Source organism: Nevskia soli, from assembly GCF_903970205.1.
Lineage (GTDB): Bacteria > Acidobacteriota > Terriglobia > Bryobacterales > Bryobacteraceae > Bog-113.
The window spans coordinates 1-16,587 of record NZ_CAJCHS010000179.1 but is presented as its reverse complement, the minus strand read 5'-3'; the positions used below and the strand labels follow the sequence as shown (position 1 = coordinate 16,587).

Below are 16,587 nucleotides of genomic sequence, written 5' to 3'. Positions count from 1 at the left end.
GCGATCCGTTCGGCTCTCGATGCGCGCCACGATAGCGTTGCGGTATCGCTGGTGGAGACCACCGACAACGGTGGCGTCATCCCGCCCGAAGATACCGAACCGCCGGTGGCGATGCCGGAAGACACCGTCCGCCCGCATTTTGGCCGATGGATTCCGCCGCCTCGCCCGGTTCCGGCCGCAGGTCTTTTCGATAGCGCCGGCCTCACCGGCGCTGAAAAAGCTTTGCTGTGGGATCAGCTCTCGAAAGCCGCCGAGCGCCTTGACGATCTTCCCGGCGCGATTGCTTTTGAACGCGCGAAGTTGCCGCTGGATCACACGCGGCTTGACGCTTTAGCGGCGGAACAGACGAGGCGAGAGGCGAACGCGAATCGTCAACCGGCCATCGGCAAATCGATCGAGCAGATCAACATCGTTCGTCCAAAGCTGAGTGCTAAATGAAACGCTACTTCACCATTCCGATCGGAGTGCTTCTTCTAACAGGCGTCGCCTGGTTGCAGGTTCCGCCGCCGCGTCCGAAAGCCATCGCGGAATTGATCCCGCCCGGCGCGCTGCTGGCGATCGAGGCCAAAGACTTCCATGCGCTGTTGAGTTCGTGGGACCAATCGCAGGCGAAAGCGAAGTGGTTAAAGAGCGCGAACTATGAGCAGTTCACGCAATCCAATCTGTTCCAGAAAATGAGCGGCGTGTTCGATGAGTACAACGCGGCCTCGCAATTTGCGCCCGGTCTTGCCGACGTGCTGCAAATTGCCGGAAGCGAGTCCGCTCTCGCACTCTATGATCCGCGCGAACTCGAATTCCTGTACATCACGCGGCTCGACAACACCGCGCTTTCGCAGAGTCAGCTGTGGGGCATGCGGGCGAAGTTTGAAGAGCGGCAATCGGCCGGCAAGACGTTCTATCTGCGCACCGGTTCGAAGCGCACCGTAGCCTTCGCGTTCTCCGGCGACTACTTCTTCCTGGCCACGCGTGACGATTTGATCGCGCAGGCACTCGCGCTGCAATCGGGCTCTCAGGGTCCGAACCTCGCCGGCGAGCGCTGGTATGCCGACGCGGCACAAGCAAGTTCCGGGCGCGGCGATCTGCGCATGACCCTCGATCTCCAGAGTCTCGTCAACAATACGTACTTCCGTTCGTACTGGATTCATCGAAACGTATCCGAGCTAAAGCCGTTCCGTTCGGAGATCTGCGATCTGGATCGCACGGCCGGCGGGTTTACAGAGCGCCGCGTACTGTTGCGCCAGTCGGATGTTCCTGCGGCGCCCGCACTGGACCTCGGCCCCCTCGTCAGCGTCGCTCCGCCGACCATCGGCTTATATCGGGTGTTCGCCACCGTCCAACCGGAGACCGCCGCGCAATGGATCGAAGAGAAGCTACTCTATCCGACCCCGAGCGCGACCCGTGACAATCGCATAGCTCCCCCCTCCGATGTTCAGCCCGATGCCGGCACTGAGGCCGATCTCGAAACGCGCATCGATGCGCTGCCGGTTCCGTCCGAACAGCGCGCCCGCGTAATGGAGATCCTCAAGCCGTGGCTCACTTCGGCGAACATCACGGCGCTCGCGGAGTATCAGTCGAGCGAACGGCCGCAAGGTTCGGATTTCGTTTCGACTCCCGCCGCGATCGCGCTCCTATCCAGCAGGGACTGGGACGCGGATGCCGCCCGCATCGCATTCCGCGCCGCACTAACCGCACGCGTTTCGGAGGGCAACGTAGGAACGCTTGACGGACTCGCGCGCCGGTCGATCGCGATTCGCGGCCGTGTTCTATTGCTCGCAAACGACGCCGCGCTCCTGCAGCAAATCCTCGCAACGAACACGCCACAGACTGGTGCTCCAGGCGCAGACTCCATCGCAACGTTCCATCATGCCGGCGAGCGCGATAACTTCATGCGCATCATGCACGATCTCGACGCTGCTCCCGCAATCAACAACGGAATGCAGTTCAGAAACGCCGGCGCCGCCCCGTTCTTTTCGGCAAACCTCGGAAGTCTGAGTGAAGTTCTATCTTCGGTGAGTACGGTTACTGTCACCCAACAGTCAAACCCTAACTCGGTAGTTCAGTTAGTCGAGTATCGATGAGACTACGCTATCTTCGAAGGATCAGCGAGAAGTTATCGCCGAACGCGACGGGTGCGGGTAGATCGTGCGATCCGTTACCGCTTCCATCCTGATGCGCCGCCGGCTTGGCCTGCCACTGAAACAGGATCTGGCGCGTTCCGGACGGGACAGGACCGGATTGTTCGCGGAAGACAATCGAGCCGCCGCCCGAACTCGTTGAAGCCCTCGAGGTCCTGCCAGCCGGGGATGTTACTCGTCTCGCTGGTCATCTCGGCTCCGGGATTGCGTAATAGGTTGCGGCCAAACGGCGTGGCGGGATCTGCGCCGGTGAGTACCGCGGCTGTCAGGAACACGAGGTAAGCGCGTTGCAGAATCATGGTTCTATCTCTAGGCTATAGGAAGTGGACCGCGTTCCGTATCTGTTTCCGGATGGCGCTCGCCTGGGCGCAGATAACCTGGTGCTCCGCGCGAAGGCGAAGCGGCACCGCGTGGACCGTTACGCGGGACCGTTATCGATCAAGACGGTTCTTTCGGGACGGGTCACGTGGTTGGTTCGCGGCCGGGAGCTGGTAGTTGACCCGTCGAGCTTTCTGGTGGTCTCGTCCGGCGAAGAGTATTCGATGAACATCGAGGCCGAGACCCCGGTCGAGACTTGCTGCGCGTTCTTCGCCCCTGGGTTTGTCGAGCGAGTCGCAGGCGATCTTGTGTCGCCCGATCTTACCGATCAGGCCCCGCCGTCCGTTCCATACCTTTCGGCCTTGCATCGTAACTCGGCGGTCGGAGTTAAGAACGCCGTGCAGACACTTGCCTCGCGCTGCTTTGAGGCGCTTGAACCGAGCGGCTACGAGGAAGCGTTCGTTGTGCTCGCGGCAGAACTGCTGCGGGTATACCAGACGGTCCGTGAGCAAGCCGATCGTGTACCGGCCGCGCGCGAATCCACGCGCCGGGAGTTGTTTCGCAGACTGTTGATCGGGCGCGAGTACCTGCACTCGCACTCTTCCGGATCTGTCTCGCTAGCGGCCACCGCACGCGCCGCGTGTCTATCGCCGTTTCATTTCCATCGCGGGTTCACTAATGCGTTTGAACAAACGCCGCATACTTACTTGACGAATCTGCGTCTGGATCAGGCGCGAGCTCGTATCGAAGCGGGTTCCCCGGTGCTCGCGGCTAGTCTCGAAGCGGGCTTCTCCAATCCATCCGCGTTTGCCCGTCTGTTCCGATCGCGATTCGGAGAGTTACCCGGCGCAGTACGCCGCAAATTCGCAAGATCCGGCTAGCCGCATGACTATCTACTCGGCGAAACTAGCCGCATGATCGGTGAACCACTCCAACTTCGCATTTCCATGATTTCGCTCGGAGTCAAAGACTCGCCGCGCTCCGTCAAGTTCTACGGTGAGACGCTCGGACTCGAGTTAGTCGGTAACCCCGGTGAGGTTACGCTCTTCCGTGCCGGGAATGTTACTCTCGTGCTGAACCAGCCCCTTGGGAATGCCGCGGGAGACGCGATGGTGGGCGCCGTCGAGGTCATCTTTCCGGTGGACAGCGTCGCCGCAGCGAAGGACGAACTCGCCCGGCGAGGCTGCCATTTCGTATTCGATCCGCACGAAGTGACAACCGGGATGTGGGCCGCTACGTTCACCGATCCGGATAGGCACCGGTTAACGCTGTTCGGACCGAAGTAGAATTCGGAGTGTGAATGAACCGGGCGACGCTCACGATCCGCTGGTAGAAGCGTATAAGGCCGGAATCGATCGCACGCTGATCCGCGAGAATCTCAAGCTCACCGTGGAAGAGCGCTTCCGCAAAGCGATGGCGCTCGCGCGCTTCGCGGATGAGTTGCGGCGCGCCGGCCGGGAACTGCGAAAGCAGTCTCAATGACTGCCTTCGATGCGCTGCTACGCGTGCTAAGTGAACATGGGGTCGAGTTCATTCTGATCGGCGGAGCTGCGGCGATCGCGCACGGATCGGCGCGGTTCACCGAGGATCTGGATGTTGTCTACGAGCGCAGTCCCGAGAACCTAATGCGGATTGTGGATGCGCTGGCGCCATATCAGCCCTATCCCCGAGGCGCCCCGGCCGGTCTGCCATTTGTGTGGGATGTGGCCACGCTGAAGCGCGGGATGAACTTCACGCTGACTACGCAGTTGGGCGACTTTGATCTATTTGGAGAGATCCCGGGCGGTGGAACTTACGCGGAGCTTGCCGGCGGGGCTATCGCGATTGAACTCTTTGGCGTGCGTTGCCTTTGCCTGAGCTTGGCGCAATTGATCCGTGCCAAGCGGACGACCGGACGGCCCAAGGACTTGGAAGCACTTGCAGAGCTCCAAGCGATCGAAGATGAACGCGATCGGCTGAGGTAAGCTAGCGTCTAAAGTCCTCCGATGTGAGAGCATCCTGAACCGAGGCCTGTTGAGATGATACTTCTGGTTATTACCTTGTGTACTTTCGCGCAAGGGATCAATCTGTTCACTCCTCCCGCATCGTCTAAAGACACCGTTGCCGCGATCGACTTTCATGGCGAAAAGATAGCCGGACCGTTTTCAGAATGGTTCCGGGAGTGCGACGGCAAAAACACCTGCGACGGCAAGCCGATCAGATACGGATGTCACAGCGATCCTAACAACAATTCTGCTCTGCTGCGGCTGAAAGGAGGGGTCATTTTCTTCGATGCGAAGATGGATGTCGATGCGGACGGCTCTCCATACTCCAAGCAAACCCCCGGCAAGACAGACCAGCCTGAGACCTCTCTCCGCTATTCAATTGCCGGAAAGCCGAGCATCAATTCTGACCGGGTTCCTTATATCGTTATCCCCCAAGGAGCATTCGCCAGTGCCCTGGGGATCGAGCTCGGAGATATCGCGGCTGTGGTGTACGGCAGGAAGCGCGTCTTCGCGGTTGTTGCTGATGAAGGGCCGCAGTGCAAGATTGGAGAGGGCTCAATTCAGCTCCACGAGGCACTGGGGCACTCCGTTTGCAAGCAGAGGGCGCCTAATGGCGATTGCGTGAGAATCCGCGATGTAGGCATCGAGCGCGACGTTCTATATTTCATCTTCGCCGGCACTCATAAAGCCCTTTTGCCTGGACTGAAACCAGAAAACATCAACGCCCGGATACTCGCGATTGGCGAAAATGCCTGGAGGAATCTAAGCGGTCGATAGGTTGATTTGCCACGGCTCCGCCCTCAACCCTGCCTAGCTAGCTAAGCTAGGTTTGAATAGACAGAATGCTTTCGACGGGTTTCCGTTGGCGAAGCAAGGATCCGCGTTGGGATTTAGTAGGAGCAAATGAGACCCGAGACTCGGCTGGGCTAACGTCAAAAGAAAAAGGCCGCCAGCATCAGCCGGCGGCCTATATCCAATTAACCTAACTTCTAACTACTCAGCTAACCCGCCCGGTCCCGGATCCTCACTCAACCCACCCGCATAGATACTCCGGGCCTCGTCCTCATACCCTTCCATCGGAATGACCTGCGGCTCCTGCACCGGCTCCTCCACCACGTCCTCTCCGGCGATCTTGACCTGGCGGTAGTAAATCATGCCAGTACCGGCGGGAACCAGGCGTCCCATGATCACGTTTTCCTTCAGACCCTTGAGGTAATCGATCTTACCGCTGATCGCCGCCTCAGTAAGGACTCTTGTCGTCTCCTGGAAGCTCGCGGCCGAGATGAACGAGTCACTCAGCAGCGAAGCTTTGGTAATGCCGAGCAGTACAGCCTTACCTTCCGCCGGCCGTCCGTTCGCTTCGAGCGCGCGCTGGTTCTCGGCGCGGAAGCGGAACTTATCGACCACTTCTTCCGGAAGGAAGTCCGTGTCTCCGATGTCCTCAACCTTCACCCACCGCATCATCTGCCGTGAGATCACTTCGAGGTGCTTATCGTTGATGTTGACGCCCTGCAGACGGTAGACCTCTTGAATCTCGTTCACGAGGTACTTCTGCAGTTCTTTCTCGCCAAGCACGGCGAGGATGTCGTGCGGGTTGCGCGGCCCGTCCATCAAAGGCTCGCCGGCTTTGAGCCGCTCCCCTTCCTGAACGTTGACGTGAACACCACGCGGAATGGAGTATTCCCGCTCGGTTCCGTCGTCGCCGATCACCATAATCCGGCGCAGGCCCTTGGCGACTTCGCCGAATTTCACGATGCCGTCGATTTCCGCAATGATCGCGGTTTCCCGCGGCTTACGGGCTTCGAACAGTTCCACCACGCGCGGAAGGCCGCCGGTGATGTCCTTGGTCTTCGTCGTCTCGCGCGGAATTTTGGCGAGAACGTCGGCCGCGTGGATGGTATCGCCGTCATGCACCATCAGGTGCGCATGCGTGGGCATGAGGTACTTCTTCGAATCGCCGCGATGCCCTTCGCCGGGCCGCACGACAATCTGGGGCTGCCGCTTCTCGTCCACCGAATCGCGGACCACCAGCTGGCTCATGCCGGTAACTTCGTCGACCCGCTCTTCCATCGTGATCCCTTCCTGCAGATCCTTGAAATGGACCACGCCGGAGATTTCCGACAGAATCGAGAAGGTGTAAGGATCCCACTCAAGCAGGATCTGATTGTTCTTGACCGGAGCGCCATCTTCCAGAAGAATCTTGGCGCCGTAGACGACCGGGTACCGCTCTTTTTCACGGGCCTTCTCGTCAACGATGGCGATGATGCCGCTGCGGTTCATGGCGATGATCTCGCCCTTTTCGTTCTTGACCGACTGGATGCCGATGTATTTGGCGAAACCATCGGACTTCGCATCCTGCGTCGACTGCTCGGAGATTCGCGTGGCCGCGCCCCCGATGTGGAACGTACGCATGGTCAGCTGAGTACCGGGTTCGCCGATGGACTGAGCGGAGATAATACCGACCGCTTCGCCGCGCTCCACCAGACGCCCGGTAGCCAGGTTGCGTCCATAGCAGGAAACGCAAACGCCGCGCTTCGATTCGCACGTAAGTACGGACCGGATCTTGACGCGCTCGATACCGGCGGAGTGGATGGCGTTGGCGATCTCTTCGGTGATTTCCTGATTGACGCCAACGATGACGTTGCCTTCGAAATCGACCTGATCTTCGAGCGCGACGCGGCCGACGATACGGTCCCGCAGCGGTTCGATAATTTCGCCCGATTCGATGATGGGTTCGACGTAGATGCCTTCGCCGGTGCCGCAATCGTTCTCAGTGACGATCACGTCCTGAGCGACGTCGCAGAGGCGGCGGGTGAGGTAGCCGGAGTCCGCGGTCTTGAGCGCGGTATCGGCCAGACCCTTACGGGCGCCGTGCGTCGAGATGAAGTACTGGAGCACATCCAGACCTTCGCGGAAGTTCGCCGTGATGGGGGTTTCGATGATTTCGCCGGACGGGCGGGCCATCAGGCCGCGCATACCGGAAAGCTGGCGGATCTGCTGTCTGGAACCGCGGGCGCCGGAGTCCGCCATGATGTAAATCGGATTCAGGTAGCGGCCGGTGCGGTCGTCCTCTTCCATGGCCGTGAACATCTCTTCCGAGACCTTCTCGGTGACCTTGGACCAGATTTCGATGATCTTGTTGTAGCGTTCGCCCTGGGTGATGGCGCCGTCCTGATACTGGCTTTCAACGGCGACCACTTCCTTTTCAGCGGAAGCGACCAGCTGCGGCTTGTCGCGAGGCACCACCATGTCGTCGATGCCGATGGAGATACCGGCGCGGGTGGCGTAGTTGAAGCCGAGCGATTTGATTTCGTCGAGCATGGCAACGGTCGTCTGCAGCCCGAACTTCAGGTAGCAATACTGAACCAGCTGCGCGAGGCCCTTCTTCTTCAGCAGCCCGTTGATGAACGGCATCTGCTCGGGGAGATGGTCGTTGAGAATGACGCGGCCGACCGTCGTGTCCATGTACTGCTTCACGTATTCGATCGGTTCCGAGTGAACCACATTTTGCGAATCGAACGACTTCGAAAGATCGATCACCTTGCCGGTGTAGCGCAGCTTGATGGGCGAGAGTGTTTCGACTTCACCCATTTCGAGCGCGATCAGAACGTCATCGGTCGAGGCGAACGTGCGGCCTTCCCCTTTGGTTCCGGGGCGCGACTTGGTCAGGTAGTAGCAGCCGAGGACCATGTCCTGCGTGGGAATGGCGATGGGACCGCCGTGCGCGGGCGACAGGATGTTGTTGGACGCCAGCATCAGCGTCGAGGCTTCGATCTGCGCTTCGGGCGAGAGCGGGATGTGAACGGCCATCTGGTCGCCGTCGAAATCCGCGTTGAACGCCGTGCAGACGAGCGGGTGAATCTTGAGCGCTTTGCCTTCGACTAAGACCGGCTCGAAAGCCTGGATGCCGAGGCGGTGCAGCGTAGGGGCGCGGTTGAGCAGGATGGGATGGTCTTTGATGACCTCTTCCAGGATGTCCCAAACCACGGGATCCTGCTGCTCCACCAGTTCTTTGGCCTGCTTGATGGTGGTGCAGTGGCCGCGCTGTTCCAGGCGATGGTAGATGAACGGCTTGAACAACTCGAGCGCCATCTTCTTGGGAAGACCGCACTGATGCAGCTTGAGTTCAGGACCGACCACAATCACCGAGCGGCCCGAATAGTCGACGCGTTTGCCGAGCAGGTTCTGGCGGAAGCGGCCCTGCTTGCCTTTGAGCGTATCGGAGAGCGACTTGAGCGGGCGGTTGTTGGCGCCGCGCAGCACGCGTCCGCGGCGGCCGTTGTCGAACAGAGCGTCAACCGCTTCCTGGAGCATGCGCTTTTCATTGCGCACGATCACGTCGGGAGCATGCAGCTCCATCAGCTTCTTCAGCCGGTTGTTGCGGTTGATGACGCGGCGATACAGATCGTTCAGATCGGAGGTGGCGAAACGGCCGCCATCGAGGGGAACCAGCGGGCGCAGCTCCGGCGGAATCACCGGAATCACGTCGAGGATCATCCACTCCGGCTTGTTGCCGGACTTGCGGAAGCTTTCCACCACGCGCAGGCGCTTAGCGAATTTGAGTTTCTTCTGTTGCGAAGTCTCGGTGCGCATCTTTTCGCGCATCTCTTCCGAGAGGCCTTCGATGTCGATCTTCTTCAGCAGCTCCTTGATGCCTTCGGCGCCCATCATGGCGACGAACTTACCGGGAGACTCCTGATCGAGCTGGCGCTTGCGCTCGTCGGAGATCACTTCGCCCTGCCGGATATCGGCGACTTCGCCGGGATCGACCACGACGAACGCCTCGAAGTAGAGCACACGCTCGAGTTCACGCAGCGTGATATCGAGCAGGTGGCCGATGCGCGACGGGAGTCCTTTAAAGAACCAGACGTGCGAGCAGGGGCTGGCGAGCTCGATGTGGCCGAGACGTTCGCGGCGGACGCGGGCCAGCGTCACTTCGACGCCGCACTTATCGCAAATGACGCCGCGGTGCTTCATGCGCTTGTACTTGCCGCACAGGCACTCCCAGTCCGTCACCGGACCGAAAATGCGGGCACAGAACAGGCCATCGCGCTCCGGCTTGAACGTACGGTAGTTGATGGTTTCCGGCTTGGTGACCTCGCCATGGCTCCACGAACGGATTTTCTCCGGCGAAGCGAGCGAGATGCGAATCGAGTCGAAATCCGCGATTAAATTTGCTCTGTCGTAAGGTGAGGTTCGCAAAATTGCCTCCAATTACAGATCACAACTGAATACCTGCCGCGAGCGAGCATGTTCGGAGCATGCCCCACTCGCGGCCCACAAATTCCGCATTAATCGGCTGCCATGGCCGTGTCGGGAATCTCCTCATGTTTCTTCATGAGTTCGATATCGAGACACAAGCTCTGCAGCTCGCGGATGAGCACGTTGAACGATTCGGGAACGCCCGGTTCGATCGCGGCTTCACCCTTGACGATGGCCTCGTAAATCTTGGCGCGGCCGTAAACGTCATCGGACTTAGCGGTGAGCAGCTCCTGCAGAATGTACGCGGCGCCGTAAGCTTCGAGCGCCCACACTTCCATTTCGCCGAAACGCTGTCCGCCGAACTGCGCCTTGCCGCCCAACGGCTGTTGCGTGATGAGCGAATAGGGTCCGATGGAGCGCGCGTGGATCTTGTCGTCGACCAGGTGCGAGAGCTTGAGCATATAAATGTAGCCGACCGTAACCGGCTGCTCAAATTCCTGCCCCGTCAGGCCGTCGAAGAGCTTGGTCTTGCCCGAGGTCGGCAGACCGGCTTTGGTGAGCTGCTCCTTGATTTCCTTCTCCACCGCCCCGTCGAACACGGGGGTTGCGAAGTGAACGCCAAGGGCTTTGGCAGCCCAGCCGAGGTGTGTTTCCAGGATCTGTCCGACGTTCATACGGGACGGGACACCGAGCGGATTGAGAACGATCTCCACCGGCGTGCCATCCGGAAGATAGGGCATATCTTCCTCGGGCAGGATGCGCGCGATGACGCCCTTATTGCCGTGGCGGCCGGCCATTTTGTCGCCGACCGACAGCTTGCGTTTCATCGCGATATAGACTTTGACGAGCTTAATGACGCCGGGAGGAAGTTCGTCGCCCTTGCGGAGCTTGGCGATCTTCTCATCGGTGATCTTCTCGAGAACGGCGATCTGGCGCGACGTCATCTCTTCGATGTCGTCGATCTGATCGTTCACGCGCGCATCCTTATCTTTAATGCGCAGGCGCTTCAGATCGCGGGAGCGGATTTTCTCGATCGTGTCGCGGTCGAGGAAGGCGCCCTTCGCCATAATCTTGCGATTGGTTTTTTCGTCGTGCAGGTCGGCCAGAACTTCTTTGCCGTCGAGCAGCGCGGCGAGACGCTTGGAGCGCTCGTCGGTCAGGATGCGGATCTCATCCTGCAGATTGCGCTGCAGGCGGGCGATCTCTTCATCCTCGATGGCGCGGGCGCGCTCGTCCTTCTCCTGACCCTTGCGGGAAAAGATTTTGCAATCGACCACTGTGCCTTCAATTCCCGGCGGGCAGTAGAGGGACGCGTCTTTTACATCGCCGGCTTTTTCACCGAAGATGGCGCGCAGGAGTTTTTCTTCCGGCGTCAGCTGAGTCTCACCCTTCGGCGTGACCTTACCGACCAGGATGTCGCCGGGCTTCACCGTGGCGCCGATCCGGATCACACCCGATTCGTCCAGATTGCGCAGGAACGATTCGGCGATGTTCGGAATGTCGCGGGTGATTTCTTCGGGGCCCAGCTTGGTGTCGCGCGATTCGATCTCGAATTCTTCAATGTGGATCGAAGTGTAATAGTCTTCCTTGACCATCTTCTCGCTGACGAGGATGGCGTCTTCGAAGTTGTAACCGCGCCACGGCATGAACGCGACCAGCACGTTGCGGCCGAGGGCGAGTTCGCCGAAATCGGTGCAGGGGCCATCGGCCAGAACGGTGCCCTTGACCACGCGCTGGCCCTGATGCACGATCGGCTTCTGGTTAATGCACGTGTTTTGGTTGGAACGCTTGAACTTGGTGAGCGTGTAGATATCGGCGCCGACTTCGCGCGAAAGCTGCCCTTCATGCGCGGTACCTTCCACGCGAACGATGATGCGTTCGGAATCGACCGAATCGACGATGCCCGAGCGTTTGCAGAGAACCACCGCGCCCGAATCGCGGGCCGTGACCAGCTCCATGCCGGTACCGACATAAGGCGCGTCGGCGCGCAGCAGCGGAACCGCCTGGCGCTGCATGTTGGAACCCATGAGCGCGCGGTTGGCGTCGTCGTTCTCGAGGAACGGAATCAAACTGGCGGCCACCGAGACGAGCTGTTTCGGCGAAACGTCGATGTACTGAATTTCATCGCGATGCTTCAGGACGAAGTTGCCGGCCTGGCGCGCGTTGGCAAAATCGGGAACAATGCGGCCATCGTCGTCCAGGTGAACGTTCGCCTGGGCAATGATGTACTTGTCTTCTTCCCATGCCGAAAGGTATTCGCAGTGCGCTTCGAACTCCGCCGTTTGCTTACCGGCGGAAAGCTTTTCGTTGGCTTCGTTGACTTGCGAACGAGTCATGACGTCGTTCACCTTCGAAGGCGTGTCCCCGGGGTTCAGGATGCGGATTTCGTCGACCACCGCGCCGTCGATCACGCGGCGATAGGGGCTCTCGATGAAGCCGTAATCGTTGATACGCGCGAAACACGAGAGCGACGAAATGAGGCCGATGTTCGGGCCTTCCGGCGTTTCAATCGGGCAGATGCGGCCGTAGTGCGTGGGGTGAACGTCGCGGACTTCAAAGCCGGCTCGTTCACGGGAAAGCCCGCCCGGTCCAAGAGCCGAAAGGCGGCGTTTGTGCGTGATCTCGGAGAGCGGATTGGTTTGATCCATGAACTGCGAGAGCTGGCTGGAGCCGAAGAACTCGCGGATCGCCGCCATCACCGGCTTGGCGTTGACCAGGTCATGCGGCATGGCCGTCGACATTTCCTGGTAGACGCTCATCTTTTCCTTGATGGCGCGTTCCATACGGACCAGACCGATGCGGAACTGATTTTCGAGCAGCTCACCGACCGCGCGTACGCGGCGGTTTCCGAGGTGATCGATGTCATCCACCGATCCCTGGCCCTTGCGCAACTTGAGCAGGTAGGTGATCGTGTCGATGAAGTCTTTCTGGGTCAGCGTGCGGTTATCGAGCGGCGTGGCGTCCGCGCGATCGTGCAGCTTGATATTGAACTTCATGCGGCCGACGCGCGAGAAATCGTACTTCCGGGGGTCGAAGAACATGCCCTGGAAGAGCTGGGTCGCGGTGTCGACAGTGGGCGGATCGCCGGGACGCAGCTTGCGGTAGATCTCGATCAGCGAGTCTTTCTCGAGCTTGACCGGATCTTTCTTTAAGGTTGCGGAGATGACCGTGCCGACATCGTCGCGCTCCGGGAAAAACACTTCGAAGCTGGTGATGCCGTTGTCGATCAGCTGGCTGATCTTGGTGGTGGTGAGCTCATGGTTGGCGTCCAGCATGACCTCGCCGGTGTTCATATCGACGATGTCGGCGGCGACAAACGCGCCTTCCAGATCGTTGGCGGCGACCTCGATGACGGAAATCTTATGCTTCTCGATTTCGCGCTTGAAAGAGCCCGTGATCTTCTTGCCCTGACCCACCACCGTTTCGCCGGCCTTGTCGGTGACGGCGTGCGAGAGCTTCAGGCCTTCGAGATTCTTGTCGAGCTTGCCTTCGGCATCGAGCGAATTCCAATAAAGCTTGCCGTCATTGATGTCGATCTTCGAAATGCGGTAGAACGTGCGCAGAATCGCCTCGTCGGTCTTGAAACCGAGGGCGCGCAGAAACACGGAGCCGTAAAACTTGCGTTTGCGGTCGATGCGGACATATAAGAGGTTCTTGTTGTCGTATTCGAACTCGACCCAGCTTCCGCGGTACGGAATGATCTTGCCCAGGAAGTAGTTCTGCGCCAGGACCTTTTCGAAGAAAACGCCGGGCGAACGATGCAGCTGACTCACGATGACGCGCTCGGTGCCATTAATAATGAAGGTGCCGTTGTCCGTCATCAGCGGAATTTCGCCGAAGAAGACTTCCTGCTCCTTAATGTCGCGAACGCTCTTGACGCCCGTGTCGGGGTCCTTCGAGTAAACGGTGAGGCGGATGTGACTTTGAGCGGAGCGGCGTACGTCATGCCGCGCTCCTGGCACTCGACCATGTCGTACTTCAGCTGCAAACCGACCGGGTCGCCGCACTTATTGCAAAACGTAACGATGTTTTTGTTGAATGTTCCGCAAACGTGGCACAGAACGTCGCCGGGATGGAACGGATCGGTCTTGATGGTGGCGCCGCACTGGCGGCAGGTGGAACGAAGGTGGTGGAGACCTTTGAGGTTTCCGCACTTGCACTCCCAGTTGCCGATGGAATAATCGACAAATTCGAGCTGGCTAACGCCGCGGAAATCGGAAATGGGAAAAACCGAGCTGAAGACCGTCTGCAGACCGGCGTCATCGCGCTCATTGGGCAGCAGGTCCATCTGGAGAAACTTCTCGTAGGACTTCTTCTGGACCTCGATGAGGTTCGGAATGGGGATCGACGTCTTGATCTTGGAAAAATCGACTCGCTCGGGCGTGGTTTCTAGCTGATTCGTCATTCTCTTCAAAAACTCCTGCGGAGCCTTTTAAAAACGGGGCACAAACGGACTTGGACCAGCGGGCGCTAGGCTCGTGGCGCTAGGCTCTTGTCCAGGGAATTGCTGGTGTAACTGGCGGGCGAACGGGGCTAAAACCCGAACGAACCACCGGGAGATGGGGTACTACGCGCGCTTCGACGGGGGTTTTCGAAAGCGGGCGACTGAAACTAGCTGAAATCGATGAGCGACACACCCTAAAATGGGCGCTCAAACGGGCGCATCTCCGGCAAAAGCTCGCCGAGGACTGGGTATTTCCGGGAGCGCAGCTATACTGATGCGCCGGAAACGCAAAAAGGCGCACGAAAACAGTGCGCTCAGCATTGCTTCGAAAGCAAACTGACCAGGAATTAAACTGTGTGGTCACCAGTCCGGCTGCCAAACCGGGCGAAACCGTTGCCAATACCCGTTACTGTAGCAGGTCTACAAGACGAATGCAAATTTTGTTGAGAGGAATCCGGCGGGGACGTGTTAAGGCGCGGTGACAGTGAAATCGACCGTCGAGGCCGCTGCCGGTAATCGTGTTCGGTTGATCGTCGTACAACCCGACTTGTCCTTGCGGGTAGTCGCTGTTCCCGAGGGTTGCCAGCGGCGTGGTTGCGCCGTTGATGTAAATCAAATAGGTATCGCCGCGACCCGTTACCGCGATCGTGTAGGTTTCTCCCGGAACGAATGCATTGTCGACGTGGCTCAGCACCGTCTTCTGCGGCTTCGCGAAAATTGAGCGAGTTCCGATAACGGTCGTCACGGTTAACGTGAAGTCGGTGAGCACGAAAGGCGGGCCGGTCGAATTTCTCTCGCGGGCGATTGCGCGGAGAGCGCCGCTAACGCGAGTGAAATGACGGCGGCAACGCGTGCACGAGCCCGGATAGAAACATGATTCGCCTCGGCGCCCGATAGCGCCTGCGGGAGAAGCACTACTGCTTGAAAGGGACTTCGACCTCGGCATAGCTGCCGGGCTGCGCCGCGTTGACGGCCGCCACGATTGCTTCGGCTACGAGTTTTACCATGGGCCACTGAGAATGCTCAAGCACCACGAGAGCGATCTTTCGAGCCTTCAAGTTTTGCTGATGCCGGATGTTTTTGTCCGTCGTGAGCAGCACGTCGAAACCAGCTTGCTCGGCAGCTTCGATCAATTCGCCGTTGGCGAGTTCTTCCCATCCTCGCGCTCGCGCTTCTTCCACCGCATGTCCCCTTAGGAGACGCGCAAGTCCTCGCGGCGTGCCGTTGTCGAAGAGGATGCGCATCGGCGCTCCTTTCTATCCATAGCGGGGTGGCTTGTCTAGAGAACGCGCCACGAACGCCATTAAGCTCTCGATTTGCTCGCGATTTACTGGGAACTGTTCGATCACTTCGTCGATGCTCAAACCAGCTTGAAGGTTTTCGAACAGAACTTTAACCGGCGTTCTGGTTCCGCGCAGCACCCATGCGCCGCTGACTTTGCCGGGAATGCTTTCCACTATCGGACACTGTGCCCAATCTAGATCAGCCATGTTCTTTGGCCCCGTCTCCATCGTAGCCGTTCGAATTCTGTCAGCACTTCCATGCTCACCCCGCAAGGACGACTTGTCTGTGTCCGCTCGCTGCGCTTTAAGGAGTAACCGTAAACCGCGCGTACATTCCGCCTTCGAAGTGGTTGTTGACATGGCAGTGGCAGAGCCAGGTCCCCGCGCTGGGAGGGATCATATCCGCAACCATGATCATCATCGACCCTAGATTCACGGTGTCGGTCCGCATCATGTTCGCAACGACGGTCTGGCCGGTCTCGCGCAACCGTTCCCGGTGCCGATGATGGGGCCGAACAGACCGGAGTTGACGTCGCGCGATTCGACGAACGCTCCGGACGCATAGGCAGCCGCCGCACTCAAACCCAAGCCCGCTTCCATCCAAACGAGATTGATTTTATCGACCGTACACCCCGTCCATGAATGCAGAGTACGTTCGAAGCTGAACAAAAGGGTAAGTGGCCGTCGGCCTTCCGAACGTCGTCCCCAGGGTTACAACCAGACTTGGAACGTTCGTAGCGCCCCAAGCATTTGATGTCGCTGGGCCGCCAACCCCTTGACCGGGGTCGATTGGGTGGTCCCAATCTACAGTTCCGGGGCTTACCACTGTGGGTACGCCGTTCGCGTCAACCAGCGCATTGACATACCCAAATGTGCATCGCGTGTTCGTTGGAATTGAAACTCCTTGAATGATTGTGAAGGGTATCATTTGCGGCTCTTGATGTTGTTGAACTTCGTATCCTGCTCCGATTCCGATGACGGTGTAAATCCCAGCGGACGTCTCTTCGAGAAGAAAAGGGGTGATGTAGCCGGAGGTGTTGCCGAGATTCGTTTCATCGAATCGAAAGCGAAAGCCAATCACATGCGTGCCGGCCGGAATTTTCCCCCCAGCGTAGATGTAAACCTGACCGTACGCACTATCGACGAAAGAGCGGTGAGAGGTTGTTGAGCCCACAATGGCAGTCTCATCCTCTCGCGAGTCATTATCACTTGCGTCCGAG

The 16,587-nt window shown here is 59.0% G+C and carries 13 protein-coding genes and 2 pseudogenes; 7 read left to right on the top strand and 8 right to left on the bottom strand.

Going from position 1 to position 16,587, the window contains the following annotated elements:
- Both H1Y01_RS07990 and H1Y01_RS07985 read left to right on the top strand, forming a co-directional pair.
- Positions 1–438: pseudogene (locus H1Y01_RS07990) on the top strand (hypothetical protein); the annotation flags it as partial.
- Complete coding sequence (locus H1Y01_RS07985; protein ID WP_180539913.1) at positions 435–2,078, top strand: hypothetical protein; 1,644 nt, start codon at positions 435–437, stop codon at positions 2,076–2,078. The pseudogene H1Y01_RS07990 and the gene H1Y01_RS07985, both read left to right, overlap by 4 nt.
- A gap of 74 nt (positions 2,079–2,152) precedes the next feature.
- Here H1Y01_RS07985 and H1Y01_RS07980 read toward each other — a convergent pair whose 3' ends face one another.
- Positions 2,153–2,434, bottom strand: coding sequence for a hypothetical protein (locus tag H1Y01_RS07980; protein ID WP_180539912.1), 282 nt, complete (start codon positions 2,432–2,434; stop codon positions 2,153–2,155).
- A gap of 24 nt (positions 2,435–2,458) precedes the next feature.
- On the opposite strand from H1Y01_RS07980, the gene H1Y01_RS07975 reads away from it, so the two are divergent.
- Genes H1Y01_RS07975 through H1Y01_RS07955 form a run of 5 tightly spaced genes read left to right on the top strand, consistent with a single transcriptional unit; the run spans position 2,459 to position 5,215 of the window.
- Positions 2,459–3,334 (top strand): helix-turn-helix domain-containing protein, encoded by an 876-nt coding sequence (locus tag H1Y01_RS07975; protein WP_180539911.1) that lies wholly within the window; start codon positions 2,459–2,461, stop codon positions 3,332–3,334.
- Positions 3,335–3,367: 33 nt separating this feature from the next.
- Positions 3,368–3,739, top strand: coding sequence for a VOC family protein (locus H1Y01_RS07970; protein WP_180539910.1), 372 nt, complete (start codon positions 3,368–3,370; stop codon positions 3,737–3,739).
- A gap of 10 nt (positions 3,740–3,749) precedes the next feature.
- The gene (locus H1Y01_RS07965) at positions 3,750–3,935 is read left to right on the top strand and encodes a hypothetical protein (protein WP_180539909.1); all 186 of its coding nucleotides are present in this window, start codon (positions 3,750–3,752) and stop codon (positions 3,933–3,935) included.
- Positions 3,932–4,417 carry a nucleotidyl transferase AbiEii/AbiGii toxin family protein gene (locus H1Y01_RS07960; RefSeq protein ID WP_180539908.1) on the top strand — a complete coding sequence of 162 codons (486 nt, stop codon included), beginning with the start codon at positions 3,932–3,934 and terminating at the stop codon, positions 4,415–4,417. Before H1Y01_RS07965 ends, H1Y01_RS07960 begins: the two co-directional genes overlap by 4 nt.
- Positions 4,418–4,471: 54 nt before the next feature.
- Positions 4,472–5,215, top strand: coding sequence for a glycoside hydrolase family 75 protein (locus H1Y01_RS07955; protein ID WP_180539907.1), 744 nt, complete (start codon positions 4,472–4,474; stop codon positions 5,213–5,215).
- Positions 5,216–5,431: 216 nt separating this feature from the next.
- On the opposite strand, the gene rpoC is transcribed toward H1Y01_RS07955, so the two are convergent.
- From rpoC to H1Y01_RS19480, 7 genes and pseudogenes are all read right to left on the bottom strand, one after another.
- Positions 5,432–9,643 carry a DNA-directed RNA polymerase subunit beta' gene (gene rpoC / locus H1Y01_RS07950; protein ID WP_180539914.1) on the bottom strand — a complete coding sequence of 1,404 codons (4,212 nt, stop codon included), beginning with the start codon at positions 9,641–9,643 and terminating at the stop codon, positions 5,432–5,434.
- A gap of 86 nt (positions 9,644–9,729) precedes the next feature.
- A pseudogene (gene rpoB, locus H1Y01_RS07945) lies at positions 9,730–14,045 on the bottom strand (DNA-directed RNA polymerase subunit beta).
- A 445-nt stretch (positions 14,046–14,490) separates the two neighbouring features.
- Positions 14,491–14,829, bottom strand: a complete 339-nt coding sequence (locus H1Y01_RS07940; protein WP_180539906.1) for a hypothetical protein — start codon at positions 14,827–14,829, stop codon at positions 14,491–14,493.
- Positions 14,830–14,998: 169 nt separating this feature from the next.
- Positions 14,999–15,328 (bottom strand): hypothetical protein, encoded by a 330-nt coding sequence (locus H1Y01_RS07935; RefSeq protein WP_180539905.1) that lies wholly within the window; start codon positions 15,326–15,328, stop codon positions 14,999–15,001.
- Positions 15,329–15,340: 12 nt separating this feature from the next.
- Positions 15,341–15,574: a DUF433 domain-containing protein gene (locus H1Y01_RS07930; RefSeq protein ID WP_180539904.1), complete on the bottom strand. Its 234-nt coding sequence runs from the start codon at positions 15,572–15,574 to the stop codon at positions 15,341–15,343.
- A 97-nt stretch (positions 15,575–15,671) separates the two neighbouring features.
- Positions 15,672–15,854, bottom strand: coding sequence for a multicopper oxidase domain-containing protein (locus tag H1Y01_RS07925; RefSeq protein WP_180539903.1), 183 nt, complete (start codon positions 15,852–15,854; stop codon positions 15,672–15,674).
- A gap of 129 nt (positions 15,855–15,983) precedes the next feature.
- A partial coding sequence (locus tag H1Y01_RS19480) for a hypothetical protein (RefSeq protein ID WP_219341373.1) occupies positions 15,984–16,587 on the bottom strand: 604 nt, incomplete at its 5' end.

Coding starts and splice junctions, on each gene's coding strand:
- H1Y01_RS07985 (WP_180539913.1), top strand. CDS start 435: ATGAAACGCTACTTCACCATTCCGATCGGAGTGCTTCTTCTAACAGGC.
- H1Y01_RS07980 (WP_180539912.1), bottom strand. CDS start 2,434: ATGATTCTGCAACGCGCTTACCTCGTGTTCCTGACAGCCGCGGTACTC.
- H1Y01_RS07970 (WP_180539910.1), top strand. CDS start 3,368: ATGATCGGTGAACCACTCCAACTTCGCATTTCCATGATTTCGCTCGGA.
- H1Y01_RS07960 (WP_180539908.1), top strand. CDS start 3,932: ATGACTGCCTTCGATGCGCTGCTACGCGTGCTAAGTGAACATGGGGTC.
- H1Y01_RS07955 (WP_180539907.1), top strand. CDS start 4,472: ATGATACTTCTGGTTATTACCTTGTGTACTTTCGCGCAAGGGATCAAT.
- H1Y01_RS07935 (WP_180539905.1), bottom strand. CDS start 15,328: ATGCGCATCCTCTTCGACAACGGCACGCCGCGAGGACTTGCGCGTCTC.
- H1Y01_RS07930 (WP_180539904.1), bottom strand. CDS start 15,574: ATGGCTGATCTAGATTGGGCACAGTGTCCGATAGTGGAAAGCATTCCC.